Below are 18,524 nucleotides of genomic sequence, written 5' to 3' on the forward strand. Positions count from 1 at the left end.
TGCGCGGGGCGTGCGCGGCCGGCGCGCCGTGTGTCCGCATGCGTAACCGGCCGTTGACGAACGGCCGGCACGTACCTCTTGACGCTGCCGATACGCCGTTCCCACTATGTCTCTCATCGCGCAACCAGTCGTGCAGTGCGCAACACTGAGGGGTTAGGCATGCCACACGAAGTCCATGCCGTCGTCGCGGCGAAGAAGGGCGCACCCGTCGGTCCGCAGATGATTGTGGTGCCCGATCCCGGCCCGGGAGAAGTGCGCGTCGATGTCCAGGCGTGCGGGGTCTGCCACACCGACCTGCACTACCGCGAGGGCGCCGTCGACGACGCGTTCCCCTTCCTGCTCGGCCACGAGGCGGCCGGGATCGTCGAGACCGTGGGCGAGGGCGTCACCGACCTCGCGCCCGGCGACTTCGTGGTGCTCGCCTGGCGGGCCCCGTGCGGAGCGTGCCGCTCCTGCCGGCGCGGCCGACCCTGGTACTGCTTCGACTCCCGCAACGCCGCCCAGCCGATGACCCTCCTGGACGGCACCCCGCTCAGCCCCGCCCTCGGCATCGGCGCGTTCGCCGAGAAGACCCTGGTCGCCGCCGGGCAGGCGATCAAGGTGGACCCGTCGGCGCGCCCCGAGGCGGCCGGTCTGATCGGCTGCGGGGTGATGGCCGGCTACGGCGCCGCCGTCCACACCGGGGCGGTCGGCAGCGGCGACACGGTCGCCGTCATCGGCTGCGGCGGCGTCGGCAGCGCCGCCGTGGCGGGCGCCTCGATCGCCGGGGCCCGCCGGGTCATCGCCGTCGACATCGACGAGCACAAACTCGACGGCGCGACCCGCTTCGGGGCCACCCACACCGTCAACTCCCGCCGCACCGACCCGGTCGAGGCGGTCCGGGAACTGACGGACGGTCACGGCGCGGACGTGGTCATCGACGCCGTCGGCCGCCCCGAGACCTACCGCCAGGGCTTCGCCATGCGGGACCTCGCCGGCACCCTGGTCCAGGTCGGGGTGCCCGAACCCGACATGACGATCGAACTGCCGCTGATCGACCTCTTCTCGCGCGGCGGCGCGCTGAAGTCCTCCTGGTACGGCGACTGTCTGCCCAGCCGCGACTTCCCCGTCCTGATCGACCACTACCTCAGCGGCCGGCTCGACCTCGGCGGTTTCGTCACCGAGACCATCGGCCTGGACGGCGTGGAGGCCGCCTTCGACAAGATGCGGGACGGCCGGGTGCTGCGCTCGGTGGTGGTCCTGTGACCGGCCCGCTGCGCAACCCCGTGGACGCCCCCGTCGTCATCATCGGAGCCGGCATCGTCGGCTGCTCGCTCGCCGACGAACTCACCGCCCGCGGCTGGCGCCGGGTCACCGTCCTGGACCAGGGCCCGCTGCCCGCCCCCGGCGGCTCCACCTCGCACGCCCCCGGCCTGGTCTTCCAGACCGGACCCTCCAAGACCATGACCGAGTTCGCCGCCTACACCGTCCGGAAGCTCGGCTCCCTCGACGTGGACGGACGGCCCTGCTTCACCCCCGTCGGCGGCCTGGAGGTCGCCACCACCGAGGCCCGGTGGGCCGACCTCCACCGCAAGGCCGGCCTCGCCGCCTCCTGGGGCGTCCGCGGCGAACTGCTCGACCCCCAGCAGTGCAAGAAGCTCTGGCCGATGCTCGACGCGAGCAGGCTCCACGGCGGCTTCCACACCCCCGACGACGGACTGGCCCGCGCCCTGCCCGCCTGCCGCGCCCAGATGGCCCGCGCCGAACGCCGCGGCGCCCGCTTCCTGGCCCGACACACCGTCACCGGCATCGAGCGGGCGGCCGGCCGCGTCACCGGCGTCGTCACCGACCGGGGCGTCTTCCCCGCCGAGCACGTCGTCTCCGCCGCCGGCTTCTGGGGGCCGGTGATCGGCGCCCTGGCCGGGGTGGACGTACCGCTGCTGCCGCTGGCCCACCAGTACGCCACCACCGCGCCGCTGCCCGAACTCGCCGGCACCGACGCCCCGTACGAGGGTTCCCTCCGCTCGAAGGAAGCCGAGGGCTCGGGGGACGAGGCCGTTCGGCCGATCCTCCGCTTCCAGGACCGCGACCTCTACTTCCGCGAGCACCTCGACGCGACCGGGGGCCGACTCGGCATCGGCTCCTACGCCCACCGCCCCATGCCCGTCGACCCGTTCACCGTGCCGGCCTACGACGACGCCCCCGTGATGCCGTCCTCGCTGCCGTTCACCGAGGAGGACTTCGCGCCCAGCTGGCGCGACAGCGTCGAGCTGCTGCCCGCCCTCGGCCGGTCGCGGATCGCCGACGGCTTCAACGGCGTCTTCTCCTTCACCCCCGACGGGATGCCGGTCCTCGGCGAGTCCCGCACCCTGCGCGGCTTCTGGCTCGCCGAGGCGGTCTGGGTCACCCATTCCGCCGGCGTCGCCAGGGCCGTCGCCGAATGGATGACCGACGGACGCCCCGCCACCGACGTCCACGAATGCGACCTCACCCGCTTCGAGGACGCCCAGCGCTCGCCCGCCTATATAGAGGAGCGCGGCGCCCAGAGCTTCATCGAGGTCTACGACGTCGTCCACCCCCTCCAACCCGTCGAGCGCCCCCGCCCCTTGCGCACCAGCCCCTTCTATCCGCGCCAACAGGAGCTCGGCGCGTACTTCCTGGAGGCCGGCGGCTGGGAGCGCCCGCACTGGTACGAGGCCAACGCCCCGCTCGCCGAGGGGATCCGGCTCCCCGAACGGGACGCCTGGTCGGCCCGCTACTGGTCGCCGATCGCCGCCGCCGAGGCCGCCGTCACCCGCGAGCGGGTCGCCCTCTACGACATGACCCCGCTGCGCCGCCTGGAGGTCACCGGGCCCGGCGCGCTGGACTTCCTCCAGCGCATGACGACCAATCAGCTCGACAAGAAGCCCGGCGCGGTGACCTACACCCTGCTGCTCGACGAGGCCGGCGGCATCCGCTCCGACCTCACCGTGGCCCGGCTCGCCGCCGACCGCTTCCAGGTCGGCGCCAACAGCGGAGCCGACCTCGACTGGCTCCTGCGGCACGCGCCCCACGACGTGCACGTACGGGACGTCACCTCAGGGACCTGCTGCATCGGCGTCTGGGGCCCGCTCGCCCGGGACCTCGTCCAGCCGCTGACCCGGGACGACTTCTCGGCCGCGGCCTTCGGCTACTTCAGGGCCAGGCAGACCCATCTCGGCCACGTCCCGGTCACCGCCCTGCGCCTGAGCTACGTCGGCGAGCTGGGCTGGGAGCTCTACACCACCGCCGACCTGGGACTCCGCCTCTGGGACACGCTCTGGGAGGCCGGCCGCGAACACGGTGTGATCGCCGCAGGCCGCAGCGCCTTCAACAGCCTCCGCCTGGAGAAGGGCTACCGTTCCTGGGGCCACGACATGACCACCGAGCACAATCCGTACGAGGCCGGACTCGCCTTCGCGGTCCGCCCTGCCAAGGGCGCGTTCCTCGGCCGGGCCGCCCTGGCGGGCCTCAGCGAGGAGACCGTCACCCGCAAACTCACCTGTCTGACCCTCGACGACCCGGCCGCCAACGTCCTCGGCAAGGAACCCGTCCTCCTCGACGGCGACCCGGTCGGCTATGTCACCTCCGCCGCCTACGGCTACACCCTCGGCCGCGGGATCGCCTACGCCTGGCTGCCGGCCGCCGCCGCGGTCCCCGGTACCGCCGTCCACATCGAGTACTTCGGGGAGAAGGTCGCCGCGACCGTCGCCCGGGAGCCGCTCTTCGATCCGCAGATGACCCGCATCCGCCGCTAGGTCGTGTCCGCACGACGAAGGAGCGTCCGCATGGCCCCCACCTACGACGTCATCGTCCTCGGCCTCGGCGGGATGGGCAGCGCCGCCGCCCACCACCTCGCCGCCCGCGGCGCCCGGGTCCTGGGCCTGGAGAAATTCGGCCCGGTGCACAACAGGGGCTCCAGCCACGGCGGTTCCCGGATCACCCGCCAGTCCTACTTCGAGGACCCCGCCTACGTCCCGCTTCTGCTGCGCGCCTACGAGCTGTACGAGAAGTTGGAGCGCGACACCGGCCGGCAGATCGCCACCCTCTGCGGCGGCGTGATGGTCGGCCGCCCGGACAGCCGCACCGTGCGCGGCAGCCTGGCCTCGGCCCGACAGTGGGACCTCCCGCACGAGATGCTCGACGCGAAGGAGATCCGCCGCCGCTTCCCTACCCTCACCCCCGCGCCCGACGAGGTCGCCCTCCACGAGGCGCGCGCCGGCCTCGTCCGCCCCGAGAACACCGTCGCCGCCCACGTCCAGCTCGCCACCCAGGACGGCGCCGAGCTGCACTTCGAGGAGCCGGTCACCCGCTGGGAGGAGCTGCCCGGCGGCGCCGGAGTCCGCGTCCACACCCACGAGAACGCCTACACCGCCGGCCAGTTGGTGATCTGCCCCGGTGCCTGGGCGCCCCGGCTCCTCGCCGACCTCGGCGTCCCGGTCACCATCGAGCGGCACCTCATGTACTGGTTCGCCCCCGAGGGCGGCACCGCTCCCTTCGTCCCCGCGCGCCACCCCATCTACATCTGGGAGGACGCCCACGGCGTCCAGATCTACGGCTTCCCGGCCATCGACGGCCCCGACGGCGGTGCCAAGGTCGCCTTCTTCCGCAACGGCACCGTCTGCACCCCCGAGACCATCGACCGCACCGTCCACGACCACGAGGTGCGCGCCATGGCCGACCAGCTCGGTCCGCGGATCCCCGCCCTGCCCGGCCGCTTCCTGAAGGCCGCCACCTGCATGTACTCCACCACCCCCGACGAGCACTTCGTGATCAGCCGCCATCCGGCCCACCCGGAGACCGTGACCGTCGCCTGCGGCTTCTCCGGCCACGGCTTCAAGTTCGTCCCCGTCGTCGGCGAGATCGTCGCCGACCTCGCGCTCACCGGCGCCACCACGCACCCGATCGACCTGTTCGCCCCGTCCCGCCGCTTCGCCGGGGAGAGCCCCGGCCGGCCCGCCGCCCCGGTCGCCTGAGGAGAGCAGCCATGACGACCACCTCCGCCGACGCGCAACCGACCGTCCCCGCACCCGCCGCCAGCCTGATCGCGACCCTCCCCGGCCGTTCCTACACCGACCCCGAGGGCTTCCGGCAGGAACAGGAGCTGATCTTCGAACGGCTGTGGTTCTGTGCCGTCCGCAGCGCCGACCTCGCCCGGCCCGGTGCCTTCCGCACCGTCCGGGTCGGCCGGGAGAGCGTGCTGATCACCCGCAACCGCGCCGGGGCGCTCCGCGCCTTCCTCAACGTCTGCCGGCACCGCGGCGCCCAGCTGTGCACCGAGGAGTCCGGCGAGGTCCGCCGCAACCTCCAATGCCCCTACCACGCCTGGACCTACGACTTCGACGGCCGGCTGGTGGCCGCCCCCAACCTCCAGAAGATGCCGGACATCGACCGCACCGAGCGCGGCCTGGTGCCCGTCCCGCTGCGGGAGTGGCTCGGCTACGCCTGGGTCTGCCTGGCCGACGACCCGCCGTCCTTCGAGGACACCGTGCGGGGCGCGGCCACCGAGCGGCTGGGCGACCTCGCCGCCATCGACCGCTACCGCACCGAGACCCTGGCGCTGGGCCGGCGCATCACCTACGACGTGCGGGCCAACTGGAAGCTGATCGTCGAGAACTTCATGGAGTGCTACCACTGCGCCACCATCCACCCCGAACTCACCGAGGTGCTGCCGGAGTTCGCGGACGGCCTGGCGGCCCAGTACTACGTCGGGCACGGCGCGGAGTTCGCCGAGCAGGTGCAGGGCTTCACGGTGGACGGCAGCGCCGGGTTCGGCCGGCTGCCCGGCATCGACGACGCCCAGGACCGCCGGTACTACGCGGTGACCGTCCGCCCGCAGGTCTTCATCAACCTCGTCCCCGACCACGTCATCCTGCACCGGATGTTCCCGCTCGCCGCCGACCGCACCCTGGTCGAGTGCGACTGGCTGTACCTCCCGGAGGTGATCGACTCCGGCGCCGACGTCGCCAAGTCCGTCGAGCTCTTCCACCGGGTCAACGTCCAGGACTTCGACGCCTGCGAGCGCACCCAGCCGGGTATGGACTCCCGTGCCTACCGCGACGGCGGCGTCCTGGTGCCCAGCGAGCACCACATCGGGGGGTTCCACGCCTGGGTCGCCGCGCAACTGGCCGCCGGGCGCGGCTGATTCGCTCATGGAGATGGCCGCCGGGATCCTCCCGGGCAGGCGTGGCGCACCACCGCGCCCACGGCGCGGCACCGGTTCGACCGAGGAGGACGGCCTTGACCGCATCCGACGACGCACCACCGGAGGACGACACCGGCCTGGCCGAGTTCGGCTACCGCCCCGAACTCCAGCGCACCCTGGGCAACTTCCACACCTTCGCCGCCGGCATCAGCTACATCTCCATCCTCACCGGCACCTTCCAGCTCTTCTACTTCGGCTACGGCCACGGCGGCCCGGCCTACTGGTGGTCCTGGCCGATGGTCTTCGTCGGCCAGCTGATGGTCGCCCTCTGCTTCGCCGAGCTGGCCGCCCGTCATCCGGTCGCCGGCTCCGTCTACAACTGGGCCAAGAAGCTCGGCAATCCGCACATCGGCTGGCTGGCTGGCTGGATGATGCTGGTCGCCTCCGTCGTCTCGCTGGCCGCGGTCGCCCTCGCCTACCAGCTGACCCTGCCGCAGATCTCCACCGCCTTCCAGTTCGTCGGCGACGGCACCGGCACCTACGACACCGCCACCAACGCGGTGCTGCTGGCCGCCGTGCTGATCCTCTTCACCACCCTGGTCAACGCCTTCGGCGTGAAGCTGATGGCCCGGATCAACACCGCCGGCGTCTTCGTCGAACTGATCGCCACCGTGGTCCTCGTCGTGCTGTTCGCGGTGCACGTCGTCCGCGGCCCCGAGGTGCTCCTCCAGACCCATCACACCGGAGCCGGCCAGCACCTCGGCTATGTCGGCGCCTTCCTCACCGCCTCGCTCGCCTCCGCCTACGTCATGTACGGCTTCGACACCGCCGCCTCGCTCGGCGAGGAGTCGTTGGACCCCTCGCGCAACGCCCCGCGCGCCATCCTGCGCGCACTGATCGCCTCGTTCGTGCTCGGCGGGCTGGTCCTGCTGCTCGCCCTGATGAGCGTCAGCAGCCTCGACGGCAAGGGGCTGACCACCGACGGGCTCCAGTACGTCGTCCTGGACGTGCTCGGCGGGACCGGCGGCAAGGCGATGCTGTGGTGCGTACTGATCGCCGTCACGGTCTGTGCGCTGGCCGTGCACACCGCGGCCGTCCGGCTCGCCTTCGCGATGGCCCGGGACACCAACCTCCCCTTCGCCGCCCGGCTCGCCCGGGTCAGCCCGCGCTTTCGGACCCCGGTACTGCCCGCGGTGATCATCGGGGTGCTCGCGCTGACCGTCCTGCTCCTCAACATCCGCCAGCCGCAGATCTTCTCGGTCGTCACCAGCATCGGCATCATCATGATCTACGCGGCGTATCTGCTGGTCACCGCGCCCATGCTGGTGGCCAGGCTGCGCGGCAGATGGCGGCCGGCCGGCGGCGGGCGGTTCGGCCTGGGCCGCTGGGGACTGCCGGTCAACCTCGCCGCCGTCCTCTGGGGCGCCGCCATGATCGTCAACCTGGCCTGGCCGCGCGCGGCCGTCTACAACGCCGCCCCGCCGCACCACTGGTATCTGCGCTGGGGCGCGGTGCTCTTCGTCGGCCTGGTCGCGGTCGGCGGCTTCACCTACTACTGGTGCGTCCAGCGTCACCGCACCGGCGTCCTCGCCGACCACGCGGCCCGTCCCGCACCGCCCGACGGCACCGACGCCCCGGCCGCCGTCCCGGCGCGCGACTGATCCGCCCGGCCCCGGATCCGCCCGCCCCGGCCAGGCGTCCGTGCGCCCACGGGGCCGTTCACGAACCGGTCGGGGCGGACAGCGGCACCTCACGCAGGAATATATGTACAGTTATTCATCTATTCCGCGCCTCCGGATCCTTAGGATGGCCTTTATGGGCCACGGAATTGATGCCAACAGCAGCGCCACCACCCGCGAACGCCTGGACGCGGTAGGGGCCGCGGACGTCGCCGCCACGCTCCAGGCCCTGTCCACCCCCTCCCGGCTGCGCATCCTCGCCCGCCTCCAGGAAGGCCCCTGCGCGGTCGGCGACCTCGCCGCCGCGGTCGGCATGGAACAGTCCGCCTGTTCCCACCAGCTCCGCCTGTTGCGCAACCTCGGCCTGGTCACCGGCGAACGCAACGGCCGCTCGATCGTCTACGCCCTCTACGACCACCACGTCGCGGAACTCCTCGACCAGGCCCTCTACCACGTCGAGCACCTCCGCCTCGGACTGCGCGACACCCCGTCGAGCACCGCCGAACCCCTGGCCGGATGAACGACGCGGGCCCCGGCCGGAACCCTCCGACCGGGGCCCGCGCACGCCACCTACAGCCGCCGGTTGTCCAGCACCGCCACGGCCCGCCGCACCCGCTCGGCCTCCGCCGGGTCCACCTCGTCCACCAGTAGCCCGGGCGCACCGCCCAGCCGCGCCCGCACCGCGCCGTCCGGGCCGATCAGCGCGCTGTGCCCCACCCCGGTGGGCGCCTTGGTGGGCGCCTCCGGATCGGCGCCCTGGTCCGGCGCGGCCTGGTCCACCGCCGCCAGCCACACCGTCGCGTCCAGCGCCCGGGCCCGCACCAGCAGGTCCCACTGCTCCCGCTTGCCCGGCCCCGCGCCCCAGGACGCGGGCAGCACGGACACCGTCGCGCCGGCGTCCGCATGCGCCCGGAACAACTCAGGGAACCGCAGGTCGTAGCAGGTCGCCAGGCCCACCCGGACGCCGTCCACGTCGATCGTCACCACCCGCTCGCCCGCCGCGACGGTGTCCGACTCGCGGAAACCGAAGGCGTCATAGAGGTGGATCTTGTCGTAGGACTCCTCGACGCCGGGCCCGGTGGCCAGCAGCGTATTGGCCACCCGGCCGTCCGGTGCCGGGGTGAACATCCCGGCCACCACCGTCACCCCGGTCTCCCGGGCCACCGCCCGCACCCCCTCCGCCCACGGCCCGTCCAGCGGCTCGGCCACCGCGCCGAGCGGCACCCCGAAACGCACCATCGCCGCCTCGGGCAGCACCGCCAGCCGCGCGCCCTCGGCGGCGGCCCGGCGCACCAGGTCCGCGACCAGCGCGAGATTCTCCTTCGGCTCGGTCGACGAGGTCATCTGGCACAGCGCGATCCGCATCGGAGCTCTCTCCTGTCGTAGCCGGTCCCGCGGCCCGTGCGGGCCGCCCTGCCCTGGACGGTACGCGGTGCCGCCCCGTGCCACACCTCCCTTCCGGAATGGCCGGGGCCCGGCCCGCGGCGGACGCGGACCGGGCCCCGGCGGAGCGCACGGCGCGGCGCACGACCGCCCGCGCCGCGGCCGGATCAGGTCGGGCCGCCGCCCGCGCCGGCGATCTCCTCGGGGCGGAGCAGCGCGGCGAGCCGGTCCGCGGGCAACAGCCCCCGCTCCAGGACGAGTTCCGCCACGCCGCGCCCGCTGGCGAGGGCCTCCTTGGCGATCGCGGTCGCCGCGGTGTACCCGATGTGCGGGTTGAGGGCGGTGACCAGGCCGATGGAGTTCTGCACGCTCTCCCGCAGCGTCTCGGTGTTGGCGGTGATGCCGAGGACGCAGCGCTCGGCGAGGGTGCGGCAGGCCGCGCCCAGGTGGGTGATGCTCTCCGAGAGCGCGTGCAGGATGATCGGTTCGAAGGCGTTCAGCTGGAGCTGCCCGGCCTCCGCGGCCATGGTGATGGTGACGTCGTTGCCGATCACCTCGAAGGCGACCTGGTTGACGACCTCCGGGATCACCGGGTTGACCTTCCCCGGCATGATGCTCGAACCGGCCTGCACCGGCGGCAGGTTGATCTCCGCGAGCCCGGCGCGCGGGCCGGAGGACAGCAGCCGCAGATCGTTGCAGCTCTTGGAGAGCTTCACCGCGATCCGCTTGAGCACGCCGGACAGGTGGACGAAGGCACCGCAGTCCTGGGTGGCCTCCACGAGGTTGGCGGCGGTCACCAGCGGCAGCCCGGTGATCTCCGCCAGATGCCGACGGGCCGCCTCGGCATAGCCCTTGGGCGCGTTGAGCCCGGTCCCGATGGCGGTGGCGCCGAGGTTGATCTCGTGGACGAGGGTCACCGCCTCGGCCAGCCGGCTCTGGTCCTCCTCCAGCATCACCGCGTACGCCGAGAACTCCTGGCCCAGCGTCATCGGCACCGCGTCCTGGAGCTGGGTGCGTCCCATCTTGAGGACGTCCCGGAACTCCTCGGCCTTGGCGGCGAACGCCTCGCGCAGCACGGTCATCGCGGCCAGCAGCTCCCGCACCGCGCCGACGGTGGCGATCTTGACGGCCGTCGGATAGACGTCGTTGGTGGACTGGCCGAGGTTGACGTGCTCGTTGGGGTGCAGCCGGGCGTAGTCGCCCTTGCTGTGGCCCAGCAGTTCCAGCGCCCGGTTGGCGATCACCTCGTTGGCGTTCATGTTGGTCGACGTGCCGGCGCCGCCCTGGATGACGTCGACGATGAACTGGTCGTGCAGATGGCCGTCCCGGATCTCCCGGCAGGCGGCGGCGATGGCCTCGGCCTGCTCCGGGGCGAGCAGCCCGAGGTCGGCGTTGGCGCGGGCGGCGGCCTCCTTGACGGCGGCCAGTGCGTCGATCAGGTGCGGATAGCCGGAGATCGACGTGCCGGTGATGGGGAAGTTCTCCGCGGCGCGCAGGGTGTGCACGCCCCAGTAGGCGTCGGCGGGTATCTCACGGTCGCCGAGCAGGTCGTGTTCGCGGCGGTGGCCGGACGTCATGACGGGCGGTTCCTTCGTGCGAGGGGTCGAGTCGAGGGGGAGGGGGCGGGTCACCCGGCGGGCTGCCGGGGGCGGTCGCGGTCGGGGCGGTCGGCCGGCGCGTCGATCGCCCGCAGGTGGCCGACCTCCGCGCCGCCGCCCAGCACCGGTGCGGTGGCGAAGGGCGCGAGCACGTCGGGGTCGATGCCGCAGCGGGCCAGCGCCGCGGCCGTCACCGGCATCCGGGCGCGGTCCGCGCCGTCGGCGATCTTCACGCCGACCGCCCGGCCGTCCGGCAACGCCGCGATCTGCACGCCCTCGAAGCCGTCCTTGGCCAGCAGTCCGGGCAGCGCGCCGACCAGCCGGGCGACGTCGCGCCCGCGGCCGGAGACCAGCTCCGGGTGGGTGCGCATGGCGTCCGCGACCCGGCCCTCGTCGGTGTCCGGGGCGGCGGTCGCCAGCCGGGCCGCGGCCCGGGTCAGCCCGAGCAACGAGACCGCGAACAGCGGTGCGCCGCAGCCGTCGACGGTGATGTGGGCGATGCCCTGGCCGGTGAGCTCCGCGACGGTGGCGGCCAGCTCCCGCTGGAGCGGATGCCCGGCGTCGAGATAGCGCTCCAGCGGCCAGCCCCGGGCGCGCGCGGTCAGCAGCATGGCGGCGTGCTTGCCGGAGCAGTTCTGGGCGAGCCGGCCGGGGCCCAGTCCGCGGCCCAGCCAGGCGTGCCGCTCGGCGGTCCCGTAGGGGAGGTCGGGGACGTTGCCGAGGTCGTCCTCGGTCAGTCCGCCGTGCCGCAGGATGCGCCGGGCGGTCGCCAGATGGCGCTCGTCACCGGAGTGGCTGGCCGCGACCAGCGCCAGCGCCGCCTCGTCCAGCGGCGGCAGCCCGGCCCGCAGCAGGCCGACCGCCTGGAGCGGCTTGAGCGCCGAGCGGGGGTAGAACGCGGCCTCGGCGTCGCCCAGTTGGTACGCCACGGTCCCGTCCGCCGCCAGCACCACCACCGAACCGTGGTGGACGCCCTCGACGATGCCGCCGCGGACGAGTTCGGCGACGGGCACATGGCGCGGCGTGCGGACGGGCGGGGGAGCGTCCGTGGCCCCGTCCCGTGCGGTCGCGGTCGGAACCGCTGCTCGTATCGGTGACGCGCTCACCGACCCTCCCCGTCCTCGCTGCCGTCGGCGTCGGCGGCCGGGCGGTGCGCCGTCCGCACGATGGTGGACAGCGTCGACTCGACCCGTGCGAGATGGTGCTTCATCGCCTCGACGGCGTCGTGCTCGGACCGGTCCACGAGGGCCTCCACGATCGCCCGGTGCTCCCGGTTGGCCTGCTCGCGTCGCCCGCCGACGTCGTTCAGGAACGCCGACTGGCGGGCCAGGGCGTCCCGGATCTCCTCGATCACCCGGCGGAAGACCGGGTTCCGGGCGGCCTGGGCGACCGCCAGGTGGAACAACGTGTCCATGGCGACCCAGGCCGTGGTGTCGGTCTCCCGCTCCATCCGCTCCAGCAGATGCGTCAGGTGGTCGAGGTCCTCCGGTGTCCGCCGCACCGCGGCGTACCCGGCGACCGGGACCTCGACGTGCCGGCGGACCTCCAGCAGGTCGCTGGCCGCGTAGTCGCCGAAGGTCGGGTCCGGCACCGCGCCGTTCGAGACGACGAAGGTGCCCTTGCCCGTGCGGGAGACCGTGAGGCCCATCGTCTGGAGCGCGCGCAGCGCCTCACGGAGCACCGGCCGGCTGACTTCGAGGCGGCGGCACAGCTCGGCCTCGGAGGGGAGCTTGTCCCCGACGGCGTACTCGCCCCGCTCGATGGCGTCGCGCAGATGGCTCAGGACGGCCTCCATCGCGCTCACGCGGCGCGGTACGGGGGCGGTGGGCAGGACACCAGCTGTCTGGCTGTCTGACAGGTTCACCCCTGGATCGTCGGTCGGGGACGGGGGAGCTGTCAAGGGAGCGGCGGTCGGGGGTTCGCCCCGAGCGGGCGGAGCGTTCCGGCCGCCCGTCCGCCGATTCCTTGATCGTTCTCCAACTCCCCATCGCGCTGGGCGAGTTGGAGCGATCGTCGCGCCTTCGGGGTCCCCGGAGGGCACCCCCTGAAGGGGCGAATCGGCGTGGGGTTAGCATATGAGCACCGCCTAGCTCGATCGAGAGATAAGCCTGTGACTGTCAACGACGACTCGTTCACCAACTGGAAGAACCGCGAGGAGATCGCGGAGTCGATGATCCCGATCATCGGGAAGCTGCACCGGGAGCGTGACGTCACCGTCCTGCTCCACAGCCGCTCCTTGGTGAACAAGTCGGTGGTCAGCATCCTCAAGACCCACCGGTTCGCCCGACAGATCGCCGGCGAGGAGCTCTCGGTCACCGAGACGCTGCCCTTCCTCCAGGCGCTCGCCACCCTCGACCTCGGGCCGTCGCAGATCGACATCGGCATGCTCGCCGCGACGTACCGGACCGACGACCGCGGTCTGTCGGTGGCGGACTTCACCGCCGAGGCCGTCGCCGGTGCCACGGGCGCCAACAAGATCGAGTGCCGTCAGGGGCGCGACGTCGTCCTCTACGGCTTCGGCCGCATCGGCCGCCTCGTCGCCCGCCTCCTCATAGAGAAGACCGGCTCCGGCAACGGTCTGCGGCTGCGGGCGATCGTCGTGCGCCAGGGCGGCGAGCAGGACATCGTCAAGCGCGCCTCGCTGCTGCGCCGCGACTCCATCCACGGCCAGTTCCAGGGCACGATCACCGTCGACGAGGCGAACAGCACGATCATCGCCAACGGCAACCCGATCAAGGTGATCTACGCCAACGACCCGTCGGAGATCGACTACACGGAGTACGGCGTCAAGGACGCCATCCTGATCGACAACACCGGCAAGTGGCGCGACCGCGAGGGCCTCTCGAAGCACCTCCGCCCCGGCGTCGACAAGGTGGTCCTGACCGCCCCGGGCAAGGGCGACGTGCCCAACATCGTGCACGGCGTCAACCACGACATGATCAAGCCGGACGAGCAGATCCTGTCCTGCGCCTCCTGCACCACCAACGCGATCGTCCCGCCGCTGAAGGCGATGGAGGACGAGTACGGCGTGCTGCGCGGCCACGTGGAGACCGTCCACTCGTTCACCAACGACCAGAACCTGCTGGACAATTACCACAAGTCCGACCGTCGTGGCCGTTCCGCGCCGCTCAACATGGTGATCACCGAGACCGGTGCCGCCTCCGCGGTGGCCAAGGCGCTGCCCGACCTCAAGGCGAAGATCACCGGCAGCTCGATCCGCGTCCCCGTGCCGGACGTCTCGATCGCCATCCTCAACCTCCAGCTGGCCCGCGAGACCAGCCGCGAGGAGGTCCTGGACTACCTGCGCGACGTGTCGCTGACCTCGCCGCTCAAGCGCCAGATCGACTTCACCAGCGCCCCCGACGCGGTCTCCAACGACTTCATCGGCTCGCGCCACGCCTCGATCGTCGACGCCGGTGCCACCAAGGTCGAGGGCGACAACGCCATCCTCTACCTCTGGTACGACAACGAGTTCGGCTACTCCTGCCAGGTCATCCGCGTCGTCCAGTACGTCTCCGGGGTGGAGTACCCGACCTACCCGGCCCCGTCGGCCTGATCGCCTGATCTCCTGACCCCGAAGCGGCCTGCCCGGGCCCCGTCCAGGGCAGGCCGCTTCGCGTCGACCCGGCCACCGGTGCGGCCCGTTGGGGCCGTCAGAACGCGTGCGTGCCGGTGAGTTCCGCCGACAGGTCCCAGAGCCGGGCGGCGGCGTCGGGGTCCCGGGCCCAGGGCTTGACCCCGCCGACGAGCATGTCCTCGGTGGTGGCCGGTTCCGCGAGGTCGCAGTCCTGGCAGTAGGCGCCGCCGCGCCCGTCGAGGAGGGGCGAGGTCGCGGCCCAGACGGCGGTCGCGGCGCCCTGCTCCGGCGTCTTGAAGCCCTCCGCCGGCCGGCCGTCGGCCGCCACCCAGCCCAGCCCCGCCCAGTCCTCGCGCGGGACATGGCGCTGCAGCGGCGTGAGGATGCTGCCGGGGTGGACGGCGAAGGCGTGCAGGCCGCTCGCGGCGCCGAGCCGGTCGAGGTGCACGGCGAACAGCGCGTTGGCGGTCTTGGACTGGGCGTAGGCCAGCCAACGGTCGTAACCGGTCCGGAAGTGGATGTCGTCCCACCGGATGTCGGAGAGGAAGTGGCCGGACGAGGCCACCGCCACCACCCGGGCGCCGGGCGCGAGGCCCGGGCGGAGTCGGTTGACGAGCGCGTGGTGACCGAGGTGGTTGACCGCGAAGTGCGCCTCCCAACCGGGCCCGACACGAGTCTCCGGGCAGGCCATGATGCCCGCGTTGGCGAGGACGACGTCAAGGGTGCGCCCGGCGTCGAGGAGGTGCTCGGCGAAGATCCGGACGCTCTCCAGGTCGGCCAGGTCGAGCGGGAGCACCTCCACGCCGGGCATGTCCCGTACGGCCTCCCGGGCGGTGGCCGTCCGCCGCGCCGGGACGATGACGCGGGCCCCGGCGCCGGCCAGGGCGCGCGTCGCCGCCAGGCCGAGTCCCGAATATCCGCCGGTGACAAGCGCGGTGGTGCCGGTCAGGTCGATCCCGACGAGGACGTCGTCGGCCGTGCTGTGCGCACCGAATCCGGTGCCGATCTTCTGCTGCTCGGTGATCATGCGGACGACGCTAGAAGCTGGAGTGCGCGCTAGGTCAAGGTACGGTGCGGGGATGAGCGAGCGCACCACCGGACTGTCCATAGGCAAGGTCTCCGAGGCGACCGGCATGAGCGTGCACGCGCTGCGGTTCTTCGAGCGGGAAGGACTGTTCCTGCGGGAGATCCCGAGGTCCGGGGGCGGACAGCGGGTCTATGCCCAGTCGGACGTGGACTGGCTGGCGCTCTGCGACCGGCTGCGCGCCTCGGGCATGCCGATCGCCACGATCCGGGAGTTCGCCGCTCTCGTCCGCTCCGGTCCGGGCAACGAGCCCGAACGGCTCGCGTTGCTGCGGGAACACGAGCGGGACGTGCAGGCCAGGATCGCCGAGCTCCAGGCGTGCCTGGCGGTCGTCCACACCAAGGTCGTCACCTACGAGGAGCACCTGCGCGACGGCACGGCCGCCGGACTGTGGTCGCCCATGCCCGCGGACGCGACCCCCGGCGGCTCCCGGCGGGACTGAACGGCCCGCGCCGGGGAGCGCTCCCCGGCGTGTTTCCGCCGGATCCGCCCCGCGAACGCGCGTGCGGTCCGTTCGAGGTGGTCGTCGTGTTCGCCCGACCACATGCCGCCCGCCGTGTTCAACTTCCGCCCGAGAACGCCCGGTTCGGGATGTCCGGGACGTGGAGGGGGGAGGCGGGCGCGGCGCCGGACGGGGGCATCGGGGTGATCGTCCGCCTTGGGAGAATGTGCTGAAAACCGTCTCGCCATGATGGTGTCAGGCGGTGACGATGCGACAGTGAATCGTGATCGTCGAGCCACGAACCGTCGCCGGGTTCTCCGGACCGGTCTGGCCACCCTCAGCATGTTGTCGTTGCTCCCCGCGGTGCCCGCCGCCGCGCAGATACCCAACTCACCGACTCCCAAGTCGAGTTCCGCCCGTCCGCTCGGCGCCGCCGAGGCCCGTACCGCCGCGTACCTGGAGTCCGTCCGCCAGGACCCGGGACGGCTGCGCGACTTCTTCCGGCAGCTGCCGAAGGGCGGTGACCTGCACAACCACCTCTCCGGCGCGATACCGACCGAGTATCTGATCACGCTCGCCGCCGAGGACGGGCTGTGCATAGAAGAGAAGACGATGACGGCGGTCACGGCGCCGTGCGGACCGGGGAAGCGACCGGCCGCCGACGCCCGGACCGACCGGGCGTTCCATGACGCGGTGCTGCGCGCCTGGTCCATGGAGGACTTCCCGTCGGGCCAGTCGGGGCACGACCACTTCTTCGACACGTTCGGCAAGTTCGGCGAGGTGACCTGGCGCCACCGCGGCAAGTTGCTGGCGAAGGTCGCCGACGGCATCGCCGCGCAGCACCAGTTCTACCTGGAGACGCTGGTCACTCCCGCCTCCGAGGAGACCAAGAAGGTCGCCGACGCGGTCGGCTGGGTCGACGACTTCGCCGCCATGCACCGGTCCCTGGTCGCCGAAGGCAAGTTGGACCGCCTGGTGGCCACCGCCCGCAAGGAGGCGGACGACGCGGATGCCGAGTTCCGCGCGACCTCGCGCTGCGGCACGGCGCACGCCGCTCCCGGATGCCGTCTGACGGTGCGGTGGAACTCCCAGGTGTCCCGGGGCAGCAGCCCCGAGCGGGTCTTCGCGCAGATGGAAGTCGGCATGCGGCTGGCCGAGCGGGACTCACGGTTCACCGCGGTCAACCTCGTCCAGCCCGAGGACGGGAAGAACGCCCTGCGCGACTACTCCCTCCAGATGCGGATGCTCGCCTATCTCCACCGGGTCTATCCGCGCGCCCACATCACCCTGCACGCCGGTGAGTTGTGGCCCGGCCTGGTCAAGCCGGAGGACCTGAAGTTCCACATCAATGAGGCGGTGAACGTCGCCCAGGCCGAACGCATCGGCCACGGCGTCGACCTCGTCCACGAGGACGACTGGCGGCGACTCGCGCGCACCATGGCCGCCCGCCAGGTGGCCGTCGAGGTCCCCTTCAGCAGCAACGCCCAGATCCTCGGGGTGAAGGGCGCCGAACACCCCTTCTCGACCTACCGGGCGTACGGGGTGCCGATCGTGCTCGCCACCGACGATCCCGGTGTCTCCCGGATCGACATCACCCACGAGTACCAGTACGCCGCCACGACGTACGACCTCGGCTACGGCGAGCTGAAGGACCTGGCCCGCGCCTCCCTGCAGTACTCCTTCCTCCCCGGTCGCAGCCTGTGGCAGGGCAACCCGACGCGGAACGGCTACCACCCGGTCGCGGCCTGTCGCGGTCAGCTCCCCGGCGACGGAACCCCCGGTCTCGCCTGCCGACACCTGCTCGCGTCCAGCCCCAAGGCGGCCGTCGAGTGGCGGCAGGAGACCGCCTTCGCCTCCTTCGAGCGGCACTTCGCCACGCGCCGCTGAGCGGTGCCCCGTCCCGGGCCGGGCGCTCGCGGAAGAGGTCCCTCTTCCCATCGGGAGAGGGACCTTTCGCGTGGTCGTGGCTAGGGCCCGACCACCGGGCCCGCGTCGGGCGCCGTCGCGCCGGAGGGTTCCGCGCGGAAGTCCAGCATGTAGAAGACCTTGTCCCAGCGGCGCTCGCCGATGGCGACGAAGCCGGGCAGGCGCCCGTACTCGCGGAAGCCCAGTGACCGGTACAGCCGCAGGGCGTGCGTGTTGTCGGCGCGGGCGTCCAGGGTGAGGACCTCGATGCCGGCCGCGCGGGCGTCGGCGATCAGGGCGGTGGTCAGCGTCCGGCCGGTGCCGCGGCGGTGGGCGGTGGCGGCCACCGCGAGCTTCTCCAGATCGGCGTGCGGGCGGTTGGTCGGGCGGGTGTGGCGCAGCCAGTAGCCCAGGCCGATCAGGGTGTGCCCGACGTATGCGGCGCGCAGGGCCCCGTCGCCGGACGTGGCGGCGGCCAGAACCCGTTCGACCAGCTCGGCCACCTCGTCCCGGTCCGGCGGATCGACCCAGCCGAGCGCCGCGCCGGCGCCGACCAGGTCGGCGAGTATCCGGTGCGTCGACCCGGCGAATTCCGCGGCCAGTTCGGGGTCGGCCAGCACGCCGTGGGCGTCCAGGACGACGGGCTCGGGGCCGTCGTCAGGCTCGTTGATCGTGGAGTGTCGCATGGGGCGCAGCCTAGATGAATGAGTCCGA

General features: G+C 72.5%; 15 protein-coding genes. 9 read left to right on the forward strand and 6 right to left on the reverse strand.

All coding sequences use genetic code 11. From position 1 onward, the window contains the following. Window positions 1–159: 159 nt before the first annotated feature. The 6 genes from SNOUR_RS34355 (at window position 160) to SNOUR_RS34380 (ending at window position 8,341) form a co-directional block, all read left to right on the forward strand. Window positions 160–1,245: an S-(hydroxymethyl)mycothiol dehydrogenase gene (locus SNOUR_RS34355; protein WP_067354884.1), complete on the forward strand. Its 1,086-nt coding sequence runs from the start codon at window positions 160–162 to the stop codon at window positions 1,243–1,245. Then, window positions 1,242–3,755 carry a GcvT family protein gene (locus SNOUR_RS34360; RefSeq protein WP_067354889.1) on the forward strand — a complete coding sequence of 838 codons (2,514 nt, stop codon included), beginning with the start codon at window positions 1,242–1,244 and terminating at the stop codon, window positions 3,753–3,755. Before SNOUR_RS34355 ends, SNOUR_RS34360 begins: the two co-directional genes overlap by 4 nt. Before the next feature lie 30 nt (window positions 3,756–3,785). Beyond that, window positions 3,786–4,973, forward strand: a complete 1,188-nt coding sequence (gene solA / locus SNOUR_RS34365; protein ID WP_067354891.1) for an N-methyl-L-tryptophan oxidase — start codon at window positions 3,786–3,788, stop codon at window positions 4,971–4,973. An 11-nt stretch (window positions 4,974–4,984) separates the two neighbouring features. Next, window positions 4,985–6,142, forward strand: a complete 1,158-nt coding sequence (locus SNOUR_RS34370; protein ID WP_067354893.1) for an aromatic ring-hydroxylating oxygenase subunit alpha — start codon at window positions 4,985–4,987, stop codon at window positions 6,140–6,142. 95 nt (window positions 6,143–6,237) lie between these two features. Next, window positions 6,238–7,803 carry an APC family permease gene (locus tag SNOUR_RS34375; protein WP_067354894.1) on the forward strand — a complete coding sequence of 522 codons (1,566 nt, stop codon included), beginning with the start codon at window positions 6,238–6,240 and terminating at the stop codon, window positions 7,801–7,803. Window positions 7,804–7,957: 154 nt separating this feature from the next. Then, window positions 7,958–8,341 carry an ArsR/SmtB family transcription factor gene (locus SNOUR_RS34380; protein ID WP_067354898.1) on the forward strand — a complete coding sequence of 128 codons (384 nt, stop codon included), beginning with the start codon at window positions 7,958–7,960 and terminating at the stop codon, window positions 8,339–8,341. Window positions 8,342–8,391: 50 nt separating this feature from the next. On the opposite strand, the gene SNOUR_RS34385 is transcribed toward SNOUR_RS34380, so the two are convergent. From SNOUR_RS34385 to SNOUR_RS34400, 4 genes are all read right to left on the reverse strand, one after another. Further along, window positions 8,392–9,186, reverse strand: coding sequence for a carbon-nitrogen hydrolase family protein (locus tag SNOUR_RS34385; protein ID WP_067354900.1), 795 nt, complete (start codon window positions 9,184–9,186; stop codon window positions 8,392–8,394). A gap of 185 nt (window positions 9,187–9,371) precedes the next feature. Next, window positions 9,372–10,781 carry an aspartate ammonia-lyase gene (gene aspA / locus SNOUR_RS34390; RefSeq protein WP_067354906.1) on the reverse strand — a complete coding sequence of 470 codons (1,410 nt, stop codon included), beginning with the start codon at window positions 10,779–10,781 and terminating at the stop codon, window positions 9,372–9,374. A gap of 50 nt (window positions 10,782–10,831) precedes the next feature. Continuing rightward, the gene (locus SNOUR_RS34395) at window positions 10,832–11,893 is read right to left on the reverse strand and encodes an asparaginase (RefSeq protein ID WP_067359021.1); all 1,062 of its coding nucleotides are present in this window, start codon (window positions 11,891–11,893) and stop codon (window positions 10,832–10,834) included. Between the two features lie 11 nt (window positions 11,894–11,904). Beyond that, window positions 11,905–12,666 carry a FadR/GntR family transcriptional regulator gene (locus tag SNOUR_RS34400; RefSeq protein WP_079143048.1) on the reverse strand — a complete coding sequence of 254 codons (762 nt, stop codon included), beginning with the start codon at window positions 12,664–12,666 and terminating at the stop codon, window positions 11,905–11,907. A 246-nt stretch (window positions 12,667–12,912) separates the two neighbouring features. Between SNOUR_RS34400 and SNOUR_RS34405 the strand changes: the two genes are divergently transcribed. Next, on the forward strand, window positions 12,913–14,358 hold the full coding sequence (locus tag SNOUR_RS34405) for a glyceraldehyde-3-phosphate dehydrogenase (RefSeq protein ID WP_067354911.1): 1,446 nt from the start codon (window positions 12,913–12,915) through the stop codon (window positions 14,356–14,358). Between the two features lie 97 nt (window positions 14,359–14,455). Here the strand turns inward: SNOUR_RS34405 and SNOUR_RS34410 are convergent, their stop codons facing one another. Further along, on the reverse strand, window positions 14,456–15,406 hold the full coding sequence (locus tag SNOUR_RS34410) for an SDR family NAD(P)-dependent oxidoreductase (protein ID WP_067354913.1): 951 nt from the start codon (window positions 15,404–15,406) through the stop codon (window positions 14,456–14,458). A gap of 52 nt (window positions 15,407–15,458) precedes the next feature. Between SNOUR_RS34410 and SNOUR_RS34415 the strand changes: the two genes are divergently transcribed. After that, window positions 15,459–15,905 (forward strand): MerR family transcriptional regulator, encoded by a 447-nt coding sequence (locus SNOUR_RS34415; protein WP_067354915.1) that lies wholly within the window; start codon window positions 15,459–15,461, stop codon window positions 15,903–15,905. Between the two features lie 342 nt (window positions 15,906–16,247). Continuing rightward, the gene (locus tag SNOUR_RS34420) at window positions 16,248–17,792 is read left to right on the forward strand and encodes an adenosine deaminase family protein (protein ID WP_312634481.1); all 1,545 of its coding nucleotides are present in this window, start codon (window positions 16,248–16,250) and stop codon (window positions 17,790–17,792) included. 80 nt (window positions 17,793–17,872) lie between these two features. On the opposite strand, the gene SNOUR_RS34425 is transcribed toward SNOUR_RS34420, so the two are convergent. Further along, window positions 17,873–18,496 carry a GNAT family N-acetyltransferase gene (locus SNOUR_RS34425; RefSeq protein ID WP_067354921.1) on the reverse strand — a complete coding sequence of 208 codons (624 nt, stop codon included), beginning with the start codon at window positions 18,494–18,496 and terminating at the stop codon, window positions 17,873–17,875. Window positions 18,497–18,524: the final 28 nt, after the last annotated feature.

Source organism: Streptomyces noursei ATCC 11455 (genome assembly GCF_001704275.1).
Lineage (GTDB): Bacteria > Actinomycetota > Actinomycetes > Streptomycetales > Streptomycetaceae > Streptomyces > Streptomyces noursei.